The sequence below is a fragment of the Pseudomonas sp. LAIL14HWK12:I10 genome (genome assembly GCF_900184205.1).
GTDB lineage: Bacteria > Pseudomonadota > Gammaproteobacteria > Pseudomonadales > Pseudomonadaceae > Aquipseudomonas > Aquipseudomonas kermanshahensis.
This window is the reverse complement of the sequence record NZ_FXWU01000010.1, coordinates 1-17,249: the sequence shown is the minus strand read 5'-3', so window position 1 is coordinate 17,249 and position 17,249 is coordinate 1. Positions and strand designations below refer to the sequence as shown.

The window sequence follows — 17,249 nt, the reverse complement described above, 5'->3', positions numbered from 1 at the left end:
GCCAGCACAAGCAACACGCCGCTAGCCAGCGGCTGACCATTCCATCAGCTGTGCCTGAGCAACCCCAACCACCTCGCCAATCACCAGAATTGCTGGGCTGCAGAGCCCGAATGCCCGCGCATCGTCAACCATCCCCTGCACATCACTGCGGCACTCACGCTGCTGCGGCAATGACGCATTCTCGATCATCGCCACCGGCGTATGGGGCGCCATGCCACCGTGCAGCAGCCCTTGGCGAATCTGCTCCAGCCGCGCTACACCCATGTACACCACCAGCGTCGTACCACCCTGCGCCAGCGCCGCCCAGTTCAGGTCGCTGTCATCCTGGGTATGTGCGGTTACCAGCGTCACACCGCGGCTCACCCCGCGAGACGTCAGTGATATGCCGCATTGCGTCGCCCCCGCCAAGCCTGCTGTGATGCCGTTGACCAGCTCGACCTCGATGCCATGGCCTTGCAGCCAGGCGGCTTCTTCGCCACCCCGGCCGAAGATGCACGGGTCGCCGCCTTTGAGCCGTACCACGCAGCGCCCCTGGCGCGCATGGCGCAACATCAGGCGCTGGATGAAGGCCTGCGGCGTGGAGCGGCAGCCACCGCGCTTGCCTACGGCAATCACCCGTGCCTGTGGGCAATGCTCCAGCACGGCGGGGTTCACCAGGTCGTCGATCATCACCACCTGGGCGTGCTGTAATGCACGCACGGCCTTGAGGGTCAGCAGTTCGGGGTCGCCAGGGCCAGCACCGACCAGCCAGACTTTTGCATTCATCAACGTTTCCTCATCGGCAAGGCGGCTCAGCCCTTGAGCAGGGTGAGCAGCAGTATCAGGTTACACAGCAGGGACAGCAGGGCCAGGGTGCGCCAGACTTTCAGCGGTTCGCGCTCCAGCAAAGGCCGGGGGCGATTGGGTGCATCCTGGCGGTCGCCGCGTTCGAGCAGCAGCAACCAGTGTTCAGCGGTTTCAAAGCGGTGCGCCGGGTCGGCCGCCACCGCTTGCAGCAGGTTGTGCTGCAACCATTCCGGCAGGTCAGGGCGATAGCGCGAGGCATTGACCGGCTGGCCGAAGCGTGGCCGCTGGAACGGCTCCACTTCGCCATAGGGGTAGTGCCCGGTCAGCAGCTGGTAGAGCGTCACGCCGGCGGCATAGAGGTCTTGCCGCGGGTTGGGGGGCTGGCCTTCGAAGGCTTCCGGGGCGATGAAGGAGGGCGTGCCGGGCAGCTCGTGCTGCGGGTCTTCGGACAGGCCAGGGCAGTAGGCCAAACCGAAGTCCAGCAGGCGCAGTTGGCCATCGGCGCCCAGGTGAAGGTTTTCTGGTTTGATGTCGCGGTGCAGCAAGTTGCGCCGATGCAGCACGCCGACGGCTTGCAGCAGTTGACGGGCCATTTCCAGCCACTGCGCCAGCGGCAGCGGCCCGTGCTCGTTGAGCAGCGCCGAAAGGCTTTGGCCGGGGTATTCGCGCATCACGTAGTACAGGTGCTGGCGCTGGCTGGCGACGTGCAGTTCTGGGAAGTGCCGCCCGGCCACCCTGCGCAGGAACCACTCTTCCATCAGCAGCCCTTGCGCCGCCCCGGGCTCCTGTTCGCGGGCAGCGGGCAGGGTCTTGAGCAGCCATGCGTGGCCGTGGCCGTCGCGTGCCCGGTACAGCAGGGATTGGCGGCTGTGCGAGAGCAGCGTCTCGATCTGCCAGCCATCGATCACCTGGCCTTCGCGAAGGGGGCCGGGCACAGGCCACTGCTGCAGCTGTGCCAAGGTATCGCCCAGGTTGGTCGGCCCCAGTTGTTCAACCTGCACCAACAAGGCGCTGGCGTTGTCCTGGCTGCCATTGAGGTGGGCGCTGGCAACCAGGGTGTCGGCCGCCTGTTGCAGGTCGGGCTGCTCGCGCAAGACCGACTGGATGTGCTGGTCACCCAGGCTGGCCCAGACCCCATCGCTCAAGAGCACGAAGCACTCGCCTGCCTGCAGTTCGCCTTCCAGGTAATCGACCAACAGGTGCTGGTCCAGCCCTAGTGCGCGTTTGAGCACATGCTGCATGCCCGGTTGATCCCACACGTGGTCTTCGCTCAGGCACTGCAGGCGGCCGTGGTGCCAGCGGTAGACGCGGCAGTCGCCGACATGCGCCAGGGTAAAGCGCCGACCGCGCAGCACCAGTGCGCTGAGGGTGGTCAGCAGCGGCTGGCCGCTGCCCTGGGCGCGCAGCCAGCGGTTCTGCGCCAGCAACAGGCGGTCCAGCGCCTGTGCCACGCTCCAGGTGGCGGGGGTGGCGTAGTAGTCCAGTGCCAGCGCCTGCAGGCTGGCCCGTGCGGCCAGGCCGCCATCGGCGCATTGGTTGACACCGTCGGCGAGGGCGAACAGGTAGCCCTTGCTGGCGGCCAGCTCCGGCGCCGGGGTGACCAGGCGCAGGGCATCCTGGTTTTCCGCGCGGGGGCCGGTGGCGCTGGCGTGGGCAAAGCTCAGTTGCAGGCTCATGGGGGCGCCTCAGACCCGCGCCGCGGTCACGGCAGCCGAGCCCCAAGTGGTGCGCCAGCGCTGCTTGACGCCATGCAGGCCGAACCAGGCCAGCAAGCCCAGGCTGGCGAACAGCCACAGCCCCAATTGATAGTCGCCGGTGTGTTGCTTGATGGTGCCAAGGCCCGCGGCCAGCAGGAAGCCGCCGATGCCACCGGCCATGCCGATCAGCCCGGTCATTACCCCGATTTCCTGGCGGAAACGTTGTGGCACCAACTGGAACACCGCGCCATTGCCAGCGCCCAGGCCGAGCATGGCGCTGACGAACAGCGCCAGCGCCGCCGCCGCGCTGGGCAAGTTGAAGCCTACGGCCGCGATGCAGATGGCGGCCACGCTGTACATGCCCAACAGGGTGCGAATGCCGCCAAAGCGATCGGCCAGAGCGCCGCCGAGCGGGCGCATCAGGCTACCGGCAAACACGCAGGCGGCTGTGTAGTAGCCGGCGGTAACCGGGCTCAGGCCATACTGGTCGCTGAAGTAGCCGGGCAGGGCACTGGCCAGGCCGATAAAGCCGCCGAAGGTAACGCTGTAGAAGAACATGAACCACCAGCTGTCGCGGTCACCGAGGGCCTTGAGGTAGTCGGCCATGGCTTTGCGCTTGGGCCGCTCGGGCGCATTGCGCGCCAGCAGCGCGAACACCACCAGGGTCAGTGACAGCGGGATCAGGGCGAAGCCGAACACGTTGTTCCAGCCAAAGCCTGCAGCCAAGGCGGGTGCCAACAAAGCGGCGAACACCGTGCCGGAGTTGCCGGCCCCGGCGATGCCCATGGCCTTGCCTTGGTGCTGCGGCGGGTACCACTGCGAGGCCAGCGGCAGCGAAACCGCGAACGAGGCGCCGGCAAAGCCCAGGAACACCCCTAGCAGCAAGGCCTGCTCATAACTGTGCACGCCCAGGTACCAAGCGCCAGCCAGGGCGACGATGACGATCACCTGGCCGATCAGGCCGGCGGTCTTGGGCGAAAGGCGGTCAACCAGCAGCCCCATCGCAAAGCGCAGTATTGCGCCGGCCAGGATCGGCGTGGCCACCATCAGGCCCCGTTGCTGTGCACTCAACTGCAGGTCGGCAGCGATTTGCACCGCCAGCGGGCCGAGCAGGTACCAGACCATGAAGCTCAAGTCGAAATACAGGAACGCGGCGAACAGCGTGGGCACATGCCCGGATTTCCAGAAGCTGGTACTCATTGAACACCTCACTCGGCAAAGCAACGGAACGAAAAAGACGCCGCTACCCGGTCCACGGCTGTGGAAGGGTGAGCGACGTCTTTGTCGGGATTTAAGTGGGGCAACCGCCGTTGGCTACCGGTGATGTTTGTTCAGCAAGAGATGGGCCAACATTGCTGCGGCCGCTTCGCGGGTGACCCTGCTGTCATTGAACAACACATAACTGATTCATTTAGCAGGGCCATGTGGGAGCCGGCTTGCCGGCGATCACCGGCAAAGCCGGTGCCATACACCGTGGCGCCTGCATCGCCGGCAAGCCGGCTCCCACAGGTTTGGAGGCTCGCTTACGATCTTTGTTCTCGCGCGATAGCACAGCCCAAAGGGCTATGCCTTCTCAGCCCAGCATCTCGTGCATGGCGATGATCTGCTCGGCCACCTGGATCAGCTTCTGCTGGCGGCTCATGGCCTGGCGGCGCATCAGGGTGTAGGCCTGCTCTTCGTTGCAGTCTTTCATCTTCATCAGCAGGCCCTTGGCCTGTTCGATCCGCTTGCGTTCGGCCAGTTGCTGGTCACGCGCCAGCAACTGCGCCCTGAGGGCCTGGTCGCTCTCGAAGCGGGCCATGGCCACATCCAGAATCGGCTGCAAACGCGCAGCATGGATGCCCTCGACGATATAGGCGCTGACCCCCGCCTGGATTGCCTGGCGCATCACGCCGGGGTCGTGCTCGTCGGTAAACAGCACGATAGGCCGCGGTCGGTCGCGGCTGACCAGTACCACGTGTTCCATCACGTCGCGGTCCGGTGAGTCGGTATCGATCAACACGACGTCCGGATGCACCGTTTCGACGCAGGCGGGCAAATCGATGGTCAGACCAGGGGCTTCGATCACGTCGAAACCGGCCTCGCTCAAGGCGGCCTTGAGCCGGCCCAGTTTGTTTTGAGTGTCGTCGATCAGCAGGATACGCAGCATGTTCATCCCCCTCACAGGCCAACGCGGGCTTCGGGTGTGTCGCCCAAGGCGTGCAGGCTGAAGCTGCGGGCATAGCCGTAGGGGTCGCTGCCGTCCCAGCGGGTGCCGTCGATCAGCAGGCTGCTTCGCATCGGATGCTCAAGGCACGCTATGCCTAGGGCGTCTGCCGCTTCGTGGTAAAGCGCCAGTTGCTGAACCTGGCTGGCCACGCCGAGGTAGTCGGGGTCGTCTCGCAATAGTCCCCAGCGGCGGAACTGGGTCATGAACCACATGCCGTCGGACAAATACGGCAGGTTGGCCCGGCCCTGGTCGAACAGGCGCAAAGCGTGGGGGTCTTGCCACTGGTTGCCCAGCCCGTCTTGGTAGTCACCCAGCAGGCGGGGCTCGATAGTGCTCGTCGGCGTGTCCAGGTAAGCACTGCCGCTGAGCAACTGCGCGGTGCTGCGGCGGTTCTCGGGGCTTTGCTCGATGAAGCGGCTGGCTGCGAGGATCGCCTTGATCAGGGCGCGGGCGCTGTTGGGGTACTGCTCGGCGAAGGCGCGGGCGCAAGCGAGCACCTTTTCCGGGTGGTCTGGCCAGATCGACTGGCTGGTTGCCAGGGTAAAGCCCTGGCCCTTGGCGACGGCATCCGCCGCCCAAGGTTCGCCTGCACAAAACCCGTCGATGCGGCCAGCCTGGATATGCGCGGCCATCTGCGCGGGCGGCACCACCACGCTGTCGACATCGCGCAGCGGGTGGATGCCCTGGCTCGCCAGCCAGTAGTACAACCACATGGCGTGGGTGCCGGTGGGGAAGGTCTGGGCAAAGGTCAGGCGTGCACCCTGCTGGTGCACCAGGCGCGCCAGTGCCTCAGGGCTGGTCACGCCCTTGCGTTGCAGAGCCGGGGACAGGTTGATGGCCTGGGCATTCTGGTTCAGCCCCATGAGCACAGCCATGTCGCTGGCGGGCACACCGCCAATGCCCAGGTGCACGGCATAGGCCAGGCCATACAGGCAGTGCGCAGCATCCAGCTCGCCGCTGACCAGTTTGTCGCGCAGGCCCGCCCAAGAGCCCTGGCGCTTGAGGTTGAGGGTCAGGCCGTGTTGCTGGGCAAAGCCCTGGGTGGCGGCGACCACCACCGAGGCGCAGTCGGTCAGGGCCATGAAGCCAATGTTCAGGCTGGTTTTTTCCGGTGCGTCGCTGCCGTTGACCCAGGCCAGGGGCGTTGCTCGGGGTGCTGTGTTCACAAGGATCCTCGCCCGTACTGAAAAGGCAGTGTGTGGTAAGCGAAGCAACGCATGTGCCAAGCGGCCCGAGGATTTACTGTCATGCCAGCCGTGCGCTGGCTATAATCGCCCCCTCATTCACCCCGAGCCTTGCCCGCCCATGTATACCCTGGCCCGCCAGCTGCTGTTCAAGCTTTCCCCGGAAACCTCCCACGACCTGTCCCTGGACCTGATCGGTGCCGGTGGCCGTCTCGGCCTCAACGGCATGCTGTGCAAACAGCCGGCGGCGTTGCCGGTGTCGGTCATGGGCTTGAACTTTGCCAACCCGGTGGGCCTCGCCGCTGGCCTGGACAAGAACGGCGCGGCAATCGACGGCTTCGCCCAACTGGGCTTCGGCTTCGTCGAGATCGGTACCGTCACACCGCGCCCGCAACCCGGCAACCCGAAGCCGCGGATTTTCCGTCTGCCAGAGGCAACGGCGATCATCAACCGCATGGGCTTCAACAACCTGGGTGTCGATCACCTGCTCGAACGCGTGCGGGCATCGCGCTACAACGGCGTACTGGGCATCAACATCGGCAAGAACTTCGACACCCCGGTCGAGCGGGCGGTCGATGACTACCTGATCTGCCTGGACAAGGTCTACACCGAAGCCACCTACATCACCGTCAATGTCAGCTCGCCGAACACACCGGGCCTGCGCAGCCTGCAGTTTGGTGACTCGCTGAAGCAGTTGCTCGATGCCTTGGCCGAGCGCCGTGAGCAGTTGGCAGTCACGCACGGCAAGCGCGTGCCGTTGGCGATCAAGATTGCCCCTGACATGAGCGACGAAGAAACCGCACTGGTGGCTGCTGCGCTGATGGAATCGGGCATGGATGCGGTGATCGCTACCAACACCACCCTGAGCCGCGAAGGCGTCGAGCACTTGCCTTATGGCGGCGAAGCCGGTGGTCTGTCGGGGGCGCCGGTGCTTGAGAAGAGCACCCACACGGTGAAGGTGTTGGCCGGTGAGCTGGGCGGCAAGCTGCCGATCATTGCGGCGGGTGGCATTACCGAGGGGCGCCACGCCGCCGAGAAAATCGCTGCGGGTGCCAGCCTGGTACAGATTTACTCGGGCTTCATTTATAAGGGGCCGGCGCTGATTCGCGAATCGGTCGATGCGATTGCCGCTCTGCCACGCGCATAAATCGCGGGCATAAAAAGGGCCCCATCAAGGGGCCCCTGGGCCGAAGCCCGCCGCCCGGATGGGGCGTGCTTGGTAAATCGAATTCAGTGTCCTCGATCAGCCAACGGCGTGATTTTCGTTGAGTCTATGGATGCCAGCGGTGCCAGTCATGCCGTCCCAGTTATCACCGCGACCTTCGCGCCAGCCGTTGATCCAGGCTTGGCGAACAGAAGGAAGATTGAAAGGGCAAAGTTCGCGGGATTTGCCGGTGACCCCGTATTGGTAGCCACGTGAATATGCTCTTTCCAACGGATCACGCTTAAGTCTTCTCATAGGGTGTTGCCCTCACTTGTTGACTGTAATGTCCCGTCGGCCTCTCCGAGGCCGGGCAGAGTCTTTCTGCCGGTTTGCGCTCGCTGCCGGCGTGGCGAGCGGAAGGTGCCGCCTCGTTGCGAAGCGGCCTGAGACCAGTTCTAACGAATGCGCGTCACAGTGTGAATGATCGATTTGTCATAAGGACGTAACGTTTCTAAGGGTGAAGGGATAAGTAAATAAATGCGACTCAACCTTATTTGTCGCTGAGCCCGCAATGATCGGGGTTTGCCGATCATTGACGTCATTTCGCCAGCGTCGCTGCGCGATGACAGAATTATTTTGAAATGCGACGAAGGGTCACATCGGCCCCTGCATCGCTCGAATTTTTAATACTGCCTGATGATCTAAGCTGTCTTTGCCCCTGGTGAAGTGCTGGTCGGTCAGGCGGCCCGGTTGTTGCGCTGCGCACTTGCGCGCAGGCAATGGCCACTCGGATGCCTGCTGGAAGGGTGTTCGGGCAAACATCGCGGGGCGATGCGTCGCCTCGTCAGTCAAATAGCCCAAGGCTCTGGAATACTCATGTCGGACCGTTTCGAAATTTACCTCACCTGCCCCAAAGGCCTGGAAGGCCTGCTCGCTGAAGAGGCCAAGGGCCTCGGCCTCGATGAAGTGCGTGAGCACACCTCGGCCATTCGCGGCGCCGCCGACATGGAAACCGCCTACCGCCTGTGCCTGTGGTCGCGCCTGGCGAACCGGGTGTTGCTGGTTCTCAAGCGCTTCAACATGAAGAACGCCGACGACCTCTACGACGGCGTCAACGCGGTTGACTGGGCAGACCACCTGGCGGCCGACGGCACCCTTGCGGTGGAATTCAGTGGCCATGGCTCGGGCATCGACAACACCCACTTCGGTGCGCTCAAGGTCAAGGACGCCATCGTCGACAAGCTGCGCAACCGCGAAGGCCTGCGCCCGTCGGTGGAAAAGATCGACCCGGATGTGCGCGTGCACCTGCGTCTGGACCGTGGCGAGGCGATTCTCTCGCTCGACCTGTCCGGCCACAGCCTGCACCAGCGCGGCTATCGCCTGCAGCAAGGCGCTGCGCCGCTCAAGGAAAACCTCGCGGCAGCCGTGCTGATCCGCGCCGGCTGGCCACGCATCGCTGCCGAAGGCGGCGCCCTGGCCGACCCGATGTGCGGTGTGGGTACCTTCCTGGTCGAAGCCGCCATGATCGCCGCCGACATCGCCCCTAACCTCAAGCGCGAACGCTGGGGCTTCAGTGCCTGGCTTGGCCATGTGCCGGCACTGTGGCGCAAGGTTCACGACGAGGCGCAAGCGCGTGCGCAGGCCGGTTTGGCCAAGCCACCGCTGTGGATCCGTGGCTACGAGGCCGACCCGCGGCTGATCCAGCCGGGGCGCAACAACGTCGAGCGCGCGGGCCTGAGCGACTGGGTCAAGATCTACCAGGGCGAGGTCAGCACCTTCGAGCCGCGGCCTGACCAGAACCAGAAAGGCCTGGTGATCAGCAACCCGCCATACGGCGAGCGTCTGGGTGACGAAGCCAGCCTGTTGTACCTCTACCAGAACCTTGGCGAGCGTCTGCGCCAGGCGTGCATGGGCTGGGAAGCCGCGGTGTTCACCGGGGCACCGGAGTTGGGCAAGCGCATGGGCATTCGCAGCCACAAGCAATACGCCTTCTGGAACGGGGCATTGCCGTGCAAGCTGCTGTTGTTCAAGGTGCAGCCTGACCAGTTCGTGACCGGCGAGCGCCGTGACGCCCAGGCTGAACCCACCGATGCCCGTCGTCAGGAGCCGCAGGCCAGCGAACCGGCGCGTTTGTCGGAAGGCGCGCAGATGTTCGCCAACCGCCTGCAGAAGAACCTCAAGCAACTGGGCAAGTGGGCCCGTCGCGAGCAGGTCGACTGCTACCGCCTGTACGATGCCGACATGCCCGAGTACGCCCTGGCAGTCGACCTTTACCACGACTGGGTGCACGTGCAGGAGTACGCCGCGCCCCGCTCGATCGACCCGGAAAAGGCCCAGGCGCGCCTGCTTGATGCACTGGCGGCGATCCCGCAGGCGTTGGGTATTTCCCCTCAGCGCGTGGTGCTCAAACGCCGTGAGCGGCAGAGCGGCACCCGCCAGTACGAGCGCCAAGCCACTGAGGGGCGCTTCCAGGAAGTCAATGAAGGCGGCGTCAAGCTGCTGGTCAACCTCACTGACTACCTCGACACCGGCTTGTTCCTCGACCATCGCCCGATGCGCATGCGCATCCAGCGCGAGGCCGCCGGCAAGCACTTCCTCAACCTGTTCTGCTACACCGCCACGGCCACCGTGCATGCGGCCAAGGGCGGTGCTCGCAGCACCACCAGCGTCGACCTGTCGAAAACCTACCTGGACTGGGCGCGGCGCAACCTTGCGCTCAACGGCTTCTCTGAGCGTAACCGCCTGGAGCAGGGCGATGTGATGGCCTGGCTGGAAGCCAACCGGGACAGCTATGACTTGATTTTCATCGACCCGCCGACCTTCTCCAACTCCAAGCGTATGGAAGGGGTGTTCGACGTTCAGCGTGACCATGTGCAGCTGCTCGACCTGGCGATGGCGCGCCTGGCGCCGGGTGGCGTGCTGTATTTCTCCAACAACTTCCGCAAGTTCCAGCTCGATGAACACCTGATGGCACGTTATGCGGTGGAGGAAATCAGCGCCCAGACCCTGGACCCGGACTTCGCCCGCAACAACCGTATCCACCGGGCGTGGCGCCTGCAATTGCGTTGAGGCGACGAGGTACATTGCGCAGCTAGTGGCCAATAGCTATAACTGATGCCAGGGCAAGATAATCCGCAGGACGCTGACGTGACGAGATGGGTGTATGTCCAAGTTTGGCGTGCGTGCGAGGTTGCTTGGCCTGTGCACCGAAGGCGTGTCCGCGTGGGCGGTGGCGCTGGTGGCATTGGTGGCTGGCTGCCTGTTGTCAGCCGTCCTGGCCCTTGCCGCGCAGGCGTTCTACAAGCAGCAGTTGCGCCAGCGCTTCGAGTTGCTGGCCAGCGAGCGCTTCAGCCGCATCGCTGAGCGCTTTGACGATCAGCAGCAGCGCCTGGACGGGCTGCGGCGTTTCTTCAGTTTCTCCAACGAGGTTACCCCCCGCGAATTCGAGGGCTATGCACGGCCCTTGTTGCGCCGCACCCTGGCTTACGCTTGGGCGCCGCGGGTCGAGGCCGCGCAGCGCGCCGAATTCGAGCACAGCACCGCTACCTGGTTGGGCCAGGACTATGTGATCCGCGATCAGGATGCGCAGGGCGCTTGGCAACCGGCGCCCCTGCGTGATCACTACTTTCCTGTGCGCTTCACCCAGTCGACAGACGCGCCTGCGCTTCCTTACGGGCTTGACCTGGCTGGCAAAGGTGCGCGGCAGGCCACCCTGGCGCGTGCGTTGGAACCTGGCAGCATGGCGGTGTCGGAACCTCTGGCCCTATTGGAGACTGGCGCTGTTCGGCCAGCAGCGGATGCACGCGGCCTGTTGATGGTGGCACCGGTGTTCTCCGACGCCGCCCCCCAAGGCGCGGCGGTGGGCTATGTGATGGCGTTGCTCAACCTGCGCGATCTCATCAGCGATGGCCTGCCGGCGGCGGCCGATGACAACCTGGTCGTGCGTATCGAAGACCCGTCCGGGCTGAAAGGACCTGAAGTGGTGTTCGACTCACGAAATGAGGCCGCGCCCCTGGCCCTGGCCAGCAGCCAGTTGTTGTACTTGGCCGATCACCCTTTCCAGTTGTTCATTCGGCCTAGCCAAGCTTTTCTGAAGGCCAATCATTCTTCGGCTGCACTGACCGTCGGCCTGTTGGGTGGGCTGTTGAGCGTGCTGCTCAGTGCCTTGCTCTACAACCTGTTTAGCCAGCGCCAGCGCGCCTTGACCCTGGTCGAGCAGCGCACGGCCGAGCTGCGGGTCAGCGAGCAGTCCTTGCGCGGCACCCATAACCAGCTGCGCAGCGTGCTGGATGCAGCGACCCAGGTGGCGATCATCGCCACCAACCTCAAGGGGGTGGTCAGCACCTTCAATGCCGGTGCCGAGCGCATGCTCGGCTATTCGGCCAACGAGGCGATCGGCCATTTGCGCCTCGAGGACCTGGTGTTGCCCGACGAGCTCAGCCAGCGCGCCCACGCCTTGAGCCTACGCTACGGGCGCCACATCGCCGGCGGCCAGGCCATGTTTGCCGAAACGGTGCAGGAAAGGGGTGAAGAGCCTGGCGAGTGGACCTTGGTACGCACCGATGGCAATCACCTTGTGGCCAACATGCTGGTTACCGCCATGCTCGATGAACAAGGGCTGTGGGTTGGCTACCTGGCCATCTGCATTGACGTCACCGAGCGGCGCCGGGTGCACGAGGCGCTGGCCGCGCGTGACCGGCTGCTGGAAAAACTCAGTGCCGAAGTGCCGGGCGGCATCTACCAGTACCGCCTGGATGCCAATGGTCATTCCTGTTTCCCGTATGCCAGCAAAGGCCTTTACGACATTTATGAGGTCGACCTGCAGCAGTTGCGTGAGGATGCCACGGTGGTGTTCGAGCGCATTCATCCCGATGACCTGGAGCGCGTGCGCCGTTCGGTGGGCTATTCCGCCGACCACCTTACGCCGTGGCGCGAAGAATACCGGGTGTGCTTGCCGCGGGCGGGGTTGCGCTGGGTGCGTGGCGAGGCGACCCCGGAGGTGGGTGAGGCGGGATGTACCTTGTGGCATGGCTACCTGACCGACATCTCCGACCTCAAGGGGGTGGAGGAGGAGTTGCGTGCCCTGTCGGTGACCGATTCACTGACCGGTATCCATAACCGGCGCTATTTCCAGGAGCGGCTCAAGGCCGAGCTGGACCGCGCCCAGCGCGATGGGCTGGCGCTGGCGGTGATCATGCTCGATATCGATCACTTCAAGCGCATCAACGACCAGTTCGGCCATGCGGTGGGCGACCTGGTGCTGCGCAGCCTGTGCCAGCGCATCGGCCATCGCCTACGGCGAACCGACGTGTTTTGCCGGTTGGGAGGGGAAGAGTTCATGGTGCTGTGCCCGGGCAGTGATGCCGAGCAGGCGCGGTTGCTGGCGCTTGAGCTGTGGCAAAGCGTGCGCAACGTCCCGATCGAGGGGGTGGGCGAGGTCACGGCGAGCTTTGGTGTGGCGGGCTGGCGGCCAGGGGAGGGGGCTGACGCGTTGTTGTTGCGGGCGGATGCCGGGGTGTATGCGGCCAAGCAGGCAGGACGGGACCGGGTCGAAGCGGAGTTGACCTGAGCCTCGTGTAGGAGCGGCCTTGCGTCGCGAAAGGGCCGCAACGCGGCCCCGCACTTTATGCGTTAACACTGAAATCAGGGGGCCGCTGCGCAGCCCTTTCGCGACGCAAGGCCGCTCCTACCCTCAGTTGGCCGCAGCGCTAGCACCCAGCTTCGGTTGGCGATACAGGTCTAGCAGCACCTGGTCCAGCACCTGCGATGCCCCCCACGGTTTCGGGTCGTTCAAAATCGCCGCCACTGCCCAGGTATGCCCATTGCTATCACGACTGAAGCCCGCGATGGCGCGCACGGTGTTCAACGTGCCGGTCTTGATATGGCCTTCACCGGTCATTGCCGTGCGTTTCAGGCGCTTGCGCATGGTGCCGTCCATGCCCACCAGCGGCATGGAACTGATGAACTCGGCGGAGTAGGGGCTCTTCCAGGCGGCCTGGAGCAGCGCCGCCATCTCGCGGGTGCTGACGCGCTCGGCGCGCGACAAGCCGGAGCCGTTTTCCATCACCAGGTGTGGCGCGGTGATGCCCTTTTTCGCCAACCACTGGCGCACTACACGTTGCGCCGCGCGGGCGTCATCGCCATCGGCATCGGTACGGAACTGCGCGCCCAGGCTAAGGAACAGTTGCTGGGCCATGGTGTTGTTGCTGTATTTGTTGATGTCGCGGATCACTTCCACCAGGTCAGGCGAGAAGGCCCGTGCCAGCAGGCGTGCGCTTTTGGGGACATTCTCGACGCGATCGCTGCCCTGAATGCTGCCACCCAGTTCGTTCCAGATCGCCCGCACGGCACCGGCGGCATAGGCCGGGTGATCGAGCAGCGACAGGTAGGTCTGCGAGTTGCAGCCATCACCCAGCTGGCCGCTGACCACCACGCTGACACCATCGGCCTGTTGCACAGGGTTGTAGCGCACATCACCGGTGCACTGCTTGGACGCCACGGCTTTGACCTGGTTGTCGATGCGGATGTTGGCAATCGGCGGTTCGACCGCGATCGTCACCTTGCCGCCATCGTTGCGGGCAACGAAGCGCAGTGCCTTGAGGTTGACCAGCAGCGAGTCGGGTTTGACCAGGAAGGGCTTGTTGACGTCACCGCCGTCATCGTTGAACTGCGGCAGGTTAGGCTGTACGAAGTGGCTACGGTCCAGCACCAGGTCACCGGTGATGGTGCGCACGCCGTTGGCGCGCAGGTCACGCATCAGCAGCCAGAGTTTTTCCATGTTCAGTTTGGGGTCGCCGCCACCTTTGAGGTAGAGGTTGCCGTTGAGCACACCGTTGCTCAGGGTGCCGTCGGTGTAGAACTCGGTTTTCCACTGGAAGGTCGGGCCGAGCAGTTCCAGGGCCGCGTAGGTGGTGACCAGTTTCATGGTCGAGGCCGGGTTTACCGACACATCGGCATTGAACACCGTCGCCGCGCCAGGCCCATCCAGCGGCAGCATCACCAGCGACAGTGCGGTGTCCTGCAGTTTGTTGGCTTTCAGCGCCTGCTGCACCTTGGGCGGCAGGCTGGTATTGACGGCGGCGGCCTGGCTGGGCAAGGCGAAGGGCAGCAGCAGGCCGGCGAGAACGAGGGGACGGAGCGTTTTGATCATATTCAGTAAATACCCTGCGGCGAGGGAAAAGGACATTGGGGCTGTAAGAGATGATGGCCCCAGAACGTAATAGAACGCGCATTATGCCCCAAGCGTAGCCACGATGGGCCACGTTCGACGGAAAACGCCACCCACAAAAAAGGCCACCGCAAAGGGTGGCCTTTTCAGCGTTCAAGCCGCTGGGTGCCGCACAGGTATCACTCAGCCGCGTTGATCGGCTTGTCCGGATACCAGGCGTCGAGCAGTGGGCTGACTTCGATCTTGGTCAGTTCGCCACGGCCTTTGAGCCAGGCTTCGACGGCAGCGCGTTGTTCTTCGCTGACCGAACCGCGTTTGGCCGAGCACACCAGGCCGAAATCGTCACCGCCTACGTAGTCGAGGCCATTGGCGTCCATGGCTTCTTCCAGGAAGGCATCGAGGAATGCATCGATTGCCTGGTCATCCAGATCTTCCTTGAAGTCCAGGTTCAGCTCGAAGCCCAATTCCTGAAACTCGTCGACACACAGCTTTTTGCGCAGGCGACGGGAGCGGTTAGTGGCCATGAAACAATCCTCTTAGGTAATATCGCCGCGCAGTCTACCAGCTTCGGCGTTTGGCTGCCTTCCTGATTGACGTTCGTCGGTACCTGCAAGCTCTCCAGCCAAGGCCATTTCCACGCGGCGCATGTGCCGTGCCAGCGCCTGACGCCTTAGCTGCCGTTGCAGAGTTGTTAAACCCATGTTTTCCAGCGCTTCGCACGCCGCCATCAGCTGCGTGGCTTCCAGCAGGCGCGCGGCACTGAGAATCTTGTGCGCCTGGTCGGCAACGGCGGCGGCGTCGTCGGAGGGCAGGTCCATCAAGATCATCAGGTCGGTGCGCAGGCTCTGGTGCAGCGCCGTGAGAAAACGCTCGCGGTCCTTTGGGTCCGGCCCGACGATCGCGCCCAGGCCATTCAAGTCAAAGGGTTTGCGTCGCCACGGCTGCCGGCTCTGCGGCTTGAGGCCGGCCAGGCGCTGGCTGAGGGTACTCAGGCTGATGGGTTTGAGCAGGCAGTCATCCATGCCGGCATCCAGGCACTTGCGCATGACCTCGGGTTGCGCGTTGGCGGTATAGCCGAGGATGGTGCAGCGCGGTCGCCCGCGTTGCCGTTCTTCAGCACGTATCGCACTGGCCAGCTGATAGCCGTTCATGTGCGGCATGTTGCAGTCGAGCACCAGCACATCGAAGGTGCCGGCACGCCAGCTGCTCAGGCCTTCGCGGCCATCCCTGGCGCACGTATGGCCAAGGCCCAGGTAGCCCAGCTGCTGGGCCATCAACTGCAGGTTGGCGGGGTGGTCGTCGATCACCAGCACATTCAAGCGTGGATCGGGCACGTCGAGGTTCTCGATAACCGGCAGCCCGACCGACACGGCGCTGACGGTTTGCAAAGGCATCTTAAGGCGAACCTGGGTGCCAACATCCTCCAGGCTTTTGATCGTCAAGGTGCCGCCCATCATGTCGCAGAGGGTTCGGCAGATGGCCAGACCAAGCCCGGTCCCCGCACGGGCGCCTGGGCTGTGCGGGTTGGCCTGAATGAACGGGTTGAACAGGCGCTGCAGGTCATCGGCGTGAATGCCGATGCCGCTGTCACGCACCTCCAGTTCGAGCATCGGGGAGGAGGGCGTGCCTTCGTCCTGCAAACAGACGCAGATGCGCACCTGGCCATGTTCAGTAAACTTGATGGCGTTGTTGACCAGGTTGGACAAGACCTGCTTGAAGCGCAGCGGGTCGAGCAATGCATGGCAGCGAGCCGATGGCTCGATGATCACTTCCAGCGCCAGGCCTTTCTGCCGTGCCTGGCCATCGAAGATGCGCCCCACCGACTCGACCAGCGCCGCCAGGTCGACCGGTTCTGGCGCCAGTGACAGGTGCCCGGATTCGATGCGCACGATGTCGAGGATGTCGCCAATCAGCCCCAGCAGGTCCTTGGCCGAGTGATAGGCCAGCTCCAGGGCGGAGCGGTCCACCCGCCCTTGGTCGGCGCGTTTGACGGCCAGCTCCAGCATGCCGATGACCGCGTTCATCGGGGTGCGAATTTCATGGCTGATGGTGGCCAGGAACGTGCTCTTGGCACGGTTGGCATCCTCGGCTTGCTGCTTGGCCTGGCGCAGTTCCAGCACCAGCTGGCGGCGGTCACTGATATCGATCCAGCCGCCGATGATGCCTTGTACCTCGCCCAGCGAGTCACGGTACGGCAGTATCCAGTGGTAGATGGTCATTTCCCGGCCTTTGACCCGCAAGGGGCGATCGATGATCAGCGGAGTGCCTGCCGCCATGACCTTCAGGTAGTCAGCGTGGATCTGGCGGGTCTGCTCGCGGTCAGCGAACAGGCTTTCTTCCAGGTGCTTGCCCATGACTTCCTCGTTACAGGCCTGTACAGCCTCCAGGTAACTGTCGTTGCAGCTTTGCAGGCAGCCCTCACGGTCACGCACATACATGGGGTGGGGGGTGCCGTTGAGCAGCGCGCGCATGAACGCCAGCTGGTCGTTCAATGCCCGCTCGGCGCTTTGCCGTTGCCTGATCTGCAGGCGCAGGCGGGCATTCCAGATCAGTGCCAGCAGCAACAGAAGCGCCGTGCCCAGCAGCACTTGCCAGGCAAGCCGGCGAAATTTCTGCCAGGTGCTGTCGTCATGCAGGCTGTAGCCACGCCAGCGGTTATTGATCACCCCCAGTTCTTCCGGCGAAATGCTCAACAGCGCTTTGTCCAGAATCGAAACGAGCGTCGGCGACTGGTCGCTGGCTGCCATGGCGTAGCTGGCAGGCTCGCTGCCGACCGTGGTGCGTATGACTAGTGTGGTGTTTCAGAAATACCACTGAAAATCATCTACCCAGCGCTCGTGCCGCGCGAGCGACTGAGGCAAGGATGTCCTCGGCCTTCTTGTGCCACCGAAATGGCTTCGGATTCTGGTTGTAGGTTTCCAGGTAGTGCTCAATCGACGCCTCCAGATCCTTAACGCTGACATGTGCCTGCCGCTTGATCCACTTCTCGCTCAGCGTTGAGAAAAACCTCTCAACCAAATTCAGCCAGGATGCCGAGGTGGGCGTGAAGTGGATGTTGTAG

General features: G+C 63.9%; 12 protein-coding genes and 1 pseudogene. 3 read left to right on the top strand and 10 right to left on the bottom strand.

The genetic code is table 11. The features are described 5' to 3' along the window. Window positions 1-21: 21 nt before the first annotated feature. From cobA to QOS90_RS20965, 5 genes are all read right to left on the bottom strand, one after another. Window positions 22-765, bottom strand: a complete 744-nt coding sequence (gene cobA, locus QOS90_RS20985; RefSeq protein WP_085273660.1) for a uroporphyrinogen-III C-methyltransferase — start codon at window positions 763-765, stop codon at window positions 22-24. Window positions 766-791: 26 nt separating this feature from the next. Then, a complete protein-coding gene (locus tag QOS90_RS20980; protein ID WP_085273659.1) occupies window positions 792-2,462 on the bottom strand; it encodes a bifunctional protein-serine/threonine kinase/phosphatase in 1,671 nt (556 codons plus the stop codon). A gap of 9 nt (window positions 2,463-2,471) precedes the next feature. After that, window positions 2,472-3,683 carry a nitrate/nitrite transporter gene (locus tag QOS90_RS20975; RefSeq protein WP_027596667.1) on the bottom strand — a complete coding sequence of 404 codons (1,212 nt, stop codon included), beginning with the start codon at window positions 3,681-3,683 and terminating at the stop codon, window positions 2,472-2,474. Between the two features lie 373 nt (window positions 3,684-4,056). After that, a complete protein-coding gene (locus QOS90_RS20970; RefSeq protein ID WP_027596666.1) occupies window positions 4,057-4,632 on the bottom strand; it encodes an ANTAR domain-containing response regulator in 576 nt (191 codons plus the stop codon). Window positions 4,633-4,643: 11 nt separating this feature from the next. Further along, a complete protein-coding gene (locus tag QOS90_RS20965; protein WP_027596665.1) occupies window positions 4,644-5,858 on the bottom strand; it encodes a CmpA/NrtA family ABC transporter substrate-binding protein in 1,215 nt (404 codons plus the stop codon). Between the two features lie 139 nt (window positions 5,859-5,997). On the opposite strand from QOS90_RS20965, the gene QOS90_RS20960 reads away from it, so the two are divergent. Further along, a complete protein-coding gene (locus QOS90_RS20960) occupies window positions 5,998-7,023 on the top strand; it encodes a quinone-dependent dihydroorotate dehydrogenase (protein ID WP_027596664.1) in 1,026 nt (341 codons plus the stop codon). A gap of 96 nt (window positions 7,024-7,119) precedes the next feature. Here QOS90_RS20960 and rmf read toward each other — a convergent pair whose 3' ends face one another. Further along, on the bottom strand, window positions 7,120-7,335 hold the full coding sequence (rmf, locus tag QOS90_RS20955) for a ribosome modulation factor (protein ID WP_003248687.1): 216 nt from the start codon (window positions 7,333-7,335) through the stop codon (window positions 7,120-7,122). 561 nt (window positions 7,336-7,896) lie between these two features. Here rmf and rlmKL point away from each other — a divergent pair. Next, window positions 7,897-10,089 (top strand): bifunctional 23S rRNA (guanine(2069)-N(7))-methyltransferase RlmK/23S rRNA (guanine(2445)-N(2))-methyltransferase RlmL, encoded by a 2,193-nt coding sequence (rlmKL, locus tag QOS90_RS20950; protein WP_085273658.1) that lies wholly within the window; start codon window positions 7,897-7,899, stop codon window positions 10,087-10,089. 94 nt (window positions 10,090-10,183) lie between these two features. Next, the gene (locus QOS90_RS20945) at window positions 10,184-12,589 is read left to right on the top strand and encodes a sensor domain-containing diguanylate cyclase (protein ID WP_085273657.1); all 2,406 of its coding nucleotides are present in this window, start codon (window positions 10,184-10,186) and stop codon (window positions 12,587-12,589) included. A gap of 123 nt (window positions 12,590-12,712) precedes the next feature. Here QOS90_RS20945 and dacB read toward each other — a convergent pair whose 3' ends face one another. The 4 genes and pseudogenes from dacB to QOS90_RS20925 all read right to left on the bottom strand — a co-directional run. Next, window positions 12,713-14,170 (bottom strand): D-alanyl-D-alanine carboxypeptidase/D-alanyl-D-alanine endopeptidase, encoded by a 1,458-nt coding sequence (gene dacB, locus QOS90_RS20940; protein ID WP_027596661.1) that lies wholly within the window; start codon window positions 14,168-14,170, stop codon window positions 12,713-12,715. A 197-nt stretch (window positions 14,171-14,367) separates the two neighbouring features. Further along, entirely contained in the window at window positions 14,368-14,712 is a 345-nt protein-coding gene (locus QOS90_RS20935) for a YggL family protein (RefSeq protein WP_027596660.1), read from the bottom strand. A gap of 12 nt (window positions 14,713-14,724) precedes the next feature. Continuing rightward, window positions 14,725-16,989, bottom strand: a pseudogene (locus QOS90_RS20930) (ATP-binding protein); the annotation flags it as partial. Window positions 16,990-17,008: 19 nt separating this feature from the next. After that, window positions 17,009-17,249, bottom strand: a 241-nt coding sequence (locus QOS90_RS20925; RefSeq protein ID WP_283600560.1) for an integrase core domain-containing protein, incomplete at its 5' end; no start/stop codon positions are given.

Coding starts and splice junctions, on each gene's coding strand:
- cobA (WP_085273660.1), bottom strand. CDS start 765: ATGAATGCAAAAGTCTGGCTGGTCGGTGCTGGCCCTGGCGACCCCGAA.
- QOS90_RS20980 (WP_085273659.1), bottom strand. CDS start 2,462: ATGAGCCTGCAACTGAGCTTTGCCCACGCCAGCGCCACCGGCCCCCGC.
- QOS90_RS20975 (WP_027596667.1), bottom strand. CDS start 3,683: ATGAGTACCAGCTTCTGGAAATCCGGGCATGTGCCCACGCTGTTCGCC.
- QOS90_RS20970 (WP_027596666.1), bottom strand. CDS start 4,632: ATGCTGCGTATCCTGCTGATCGACGACACTCAAAACAAACTGGGCCGG.
- QOS90_RS20960 (WP_027596664.1), top strand. CDS start 5,998: ATGTATACCCTGGCCCGCCAGCTGCTGTTCAAGCTTTCCCCGGAAACC.
- rmf (WP_003248687.1), bottom strand. CDS start 7,335: ATGAGAAGACTTAAGCGTGATCCGTTGGAAAGAGCATATTCACGTGGC.
- rlmKL (WP_085273658.1), top strand. CDS start 7,897: ATGTCGGACCGTTTCGAAATTTACCTCACCTGCCCCAAAGGCCTGGAA.
- QOS90_RS20945 (WP_085273657.1), top strand. CDS start 10,184: ATGTCCAAGTTTGGCGTGCGTGCGAGGTTGCTTGGCCTGTGCACCGAA.
- dacB (WP_027596661.1), bottom strand. CDS start 14,170: ATGATCAAAACGCTCCGTCCCCTCGTTCTCGCCGGCCTGCTGCTGCCC.
- QOS90_RS20935 (WP_027596660.1), bottom strand. CDS start 14,712: ATGGCCACTAACCGCTCCCGTCGCCTGCGCAAAAAGCTGTGTGTCGAC.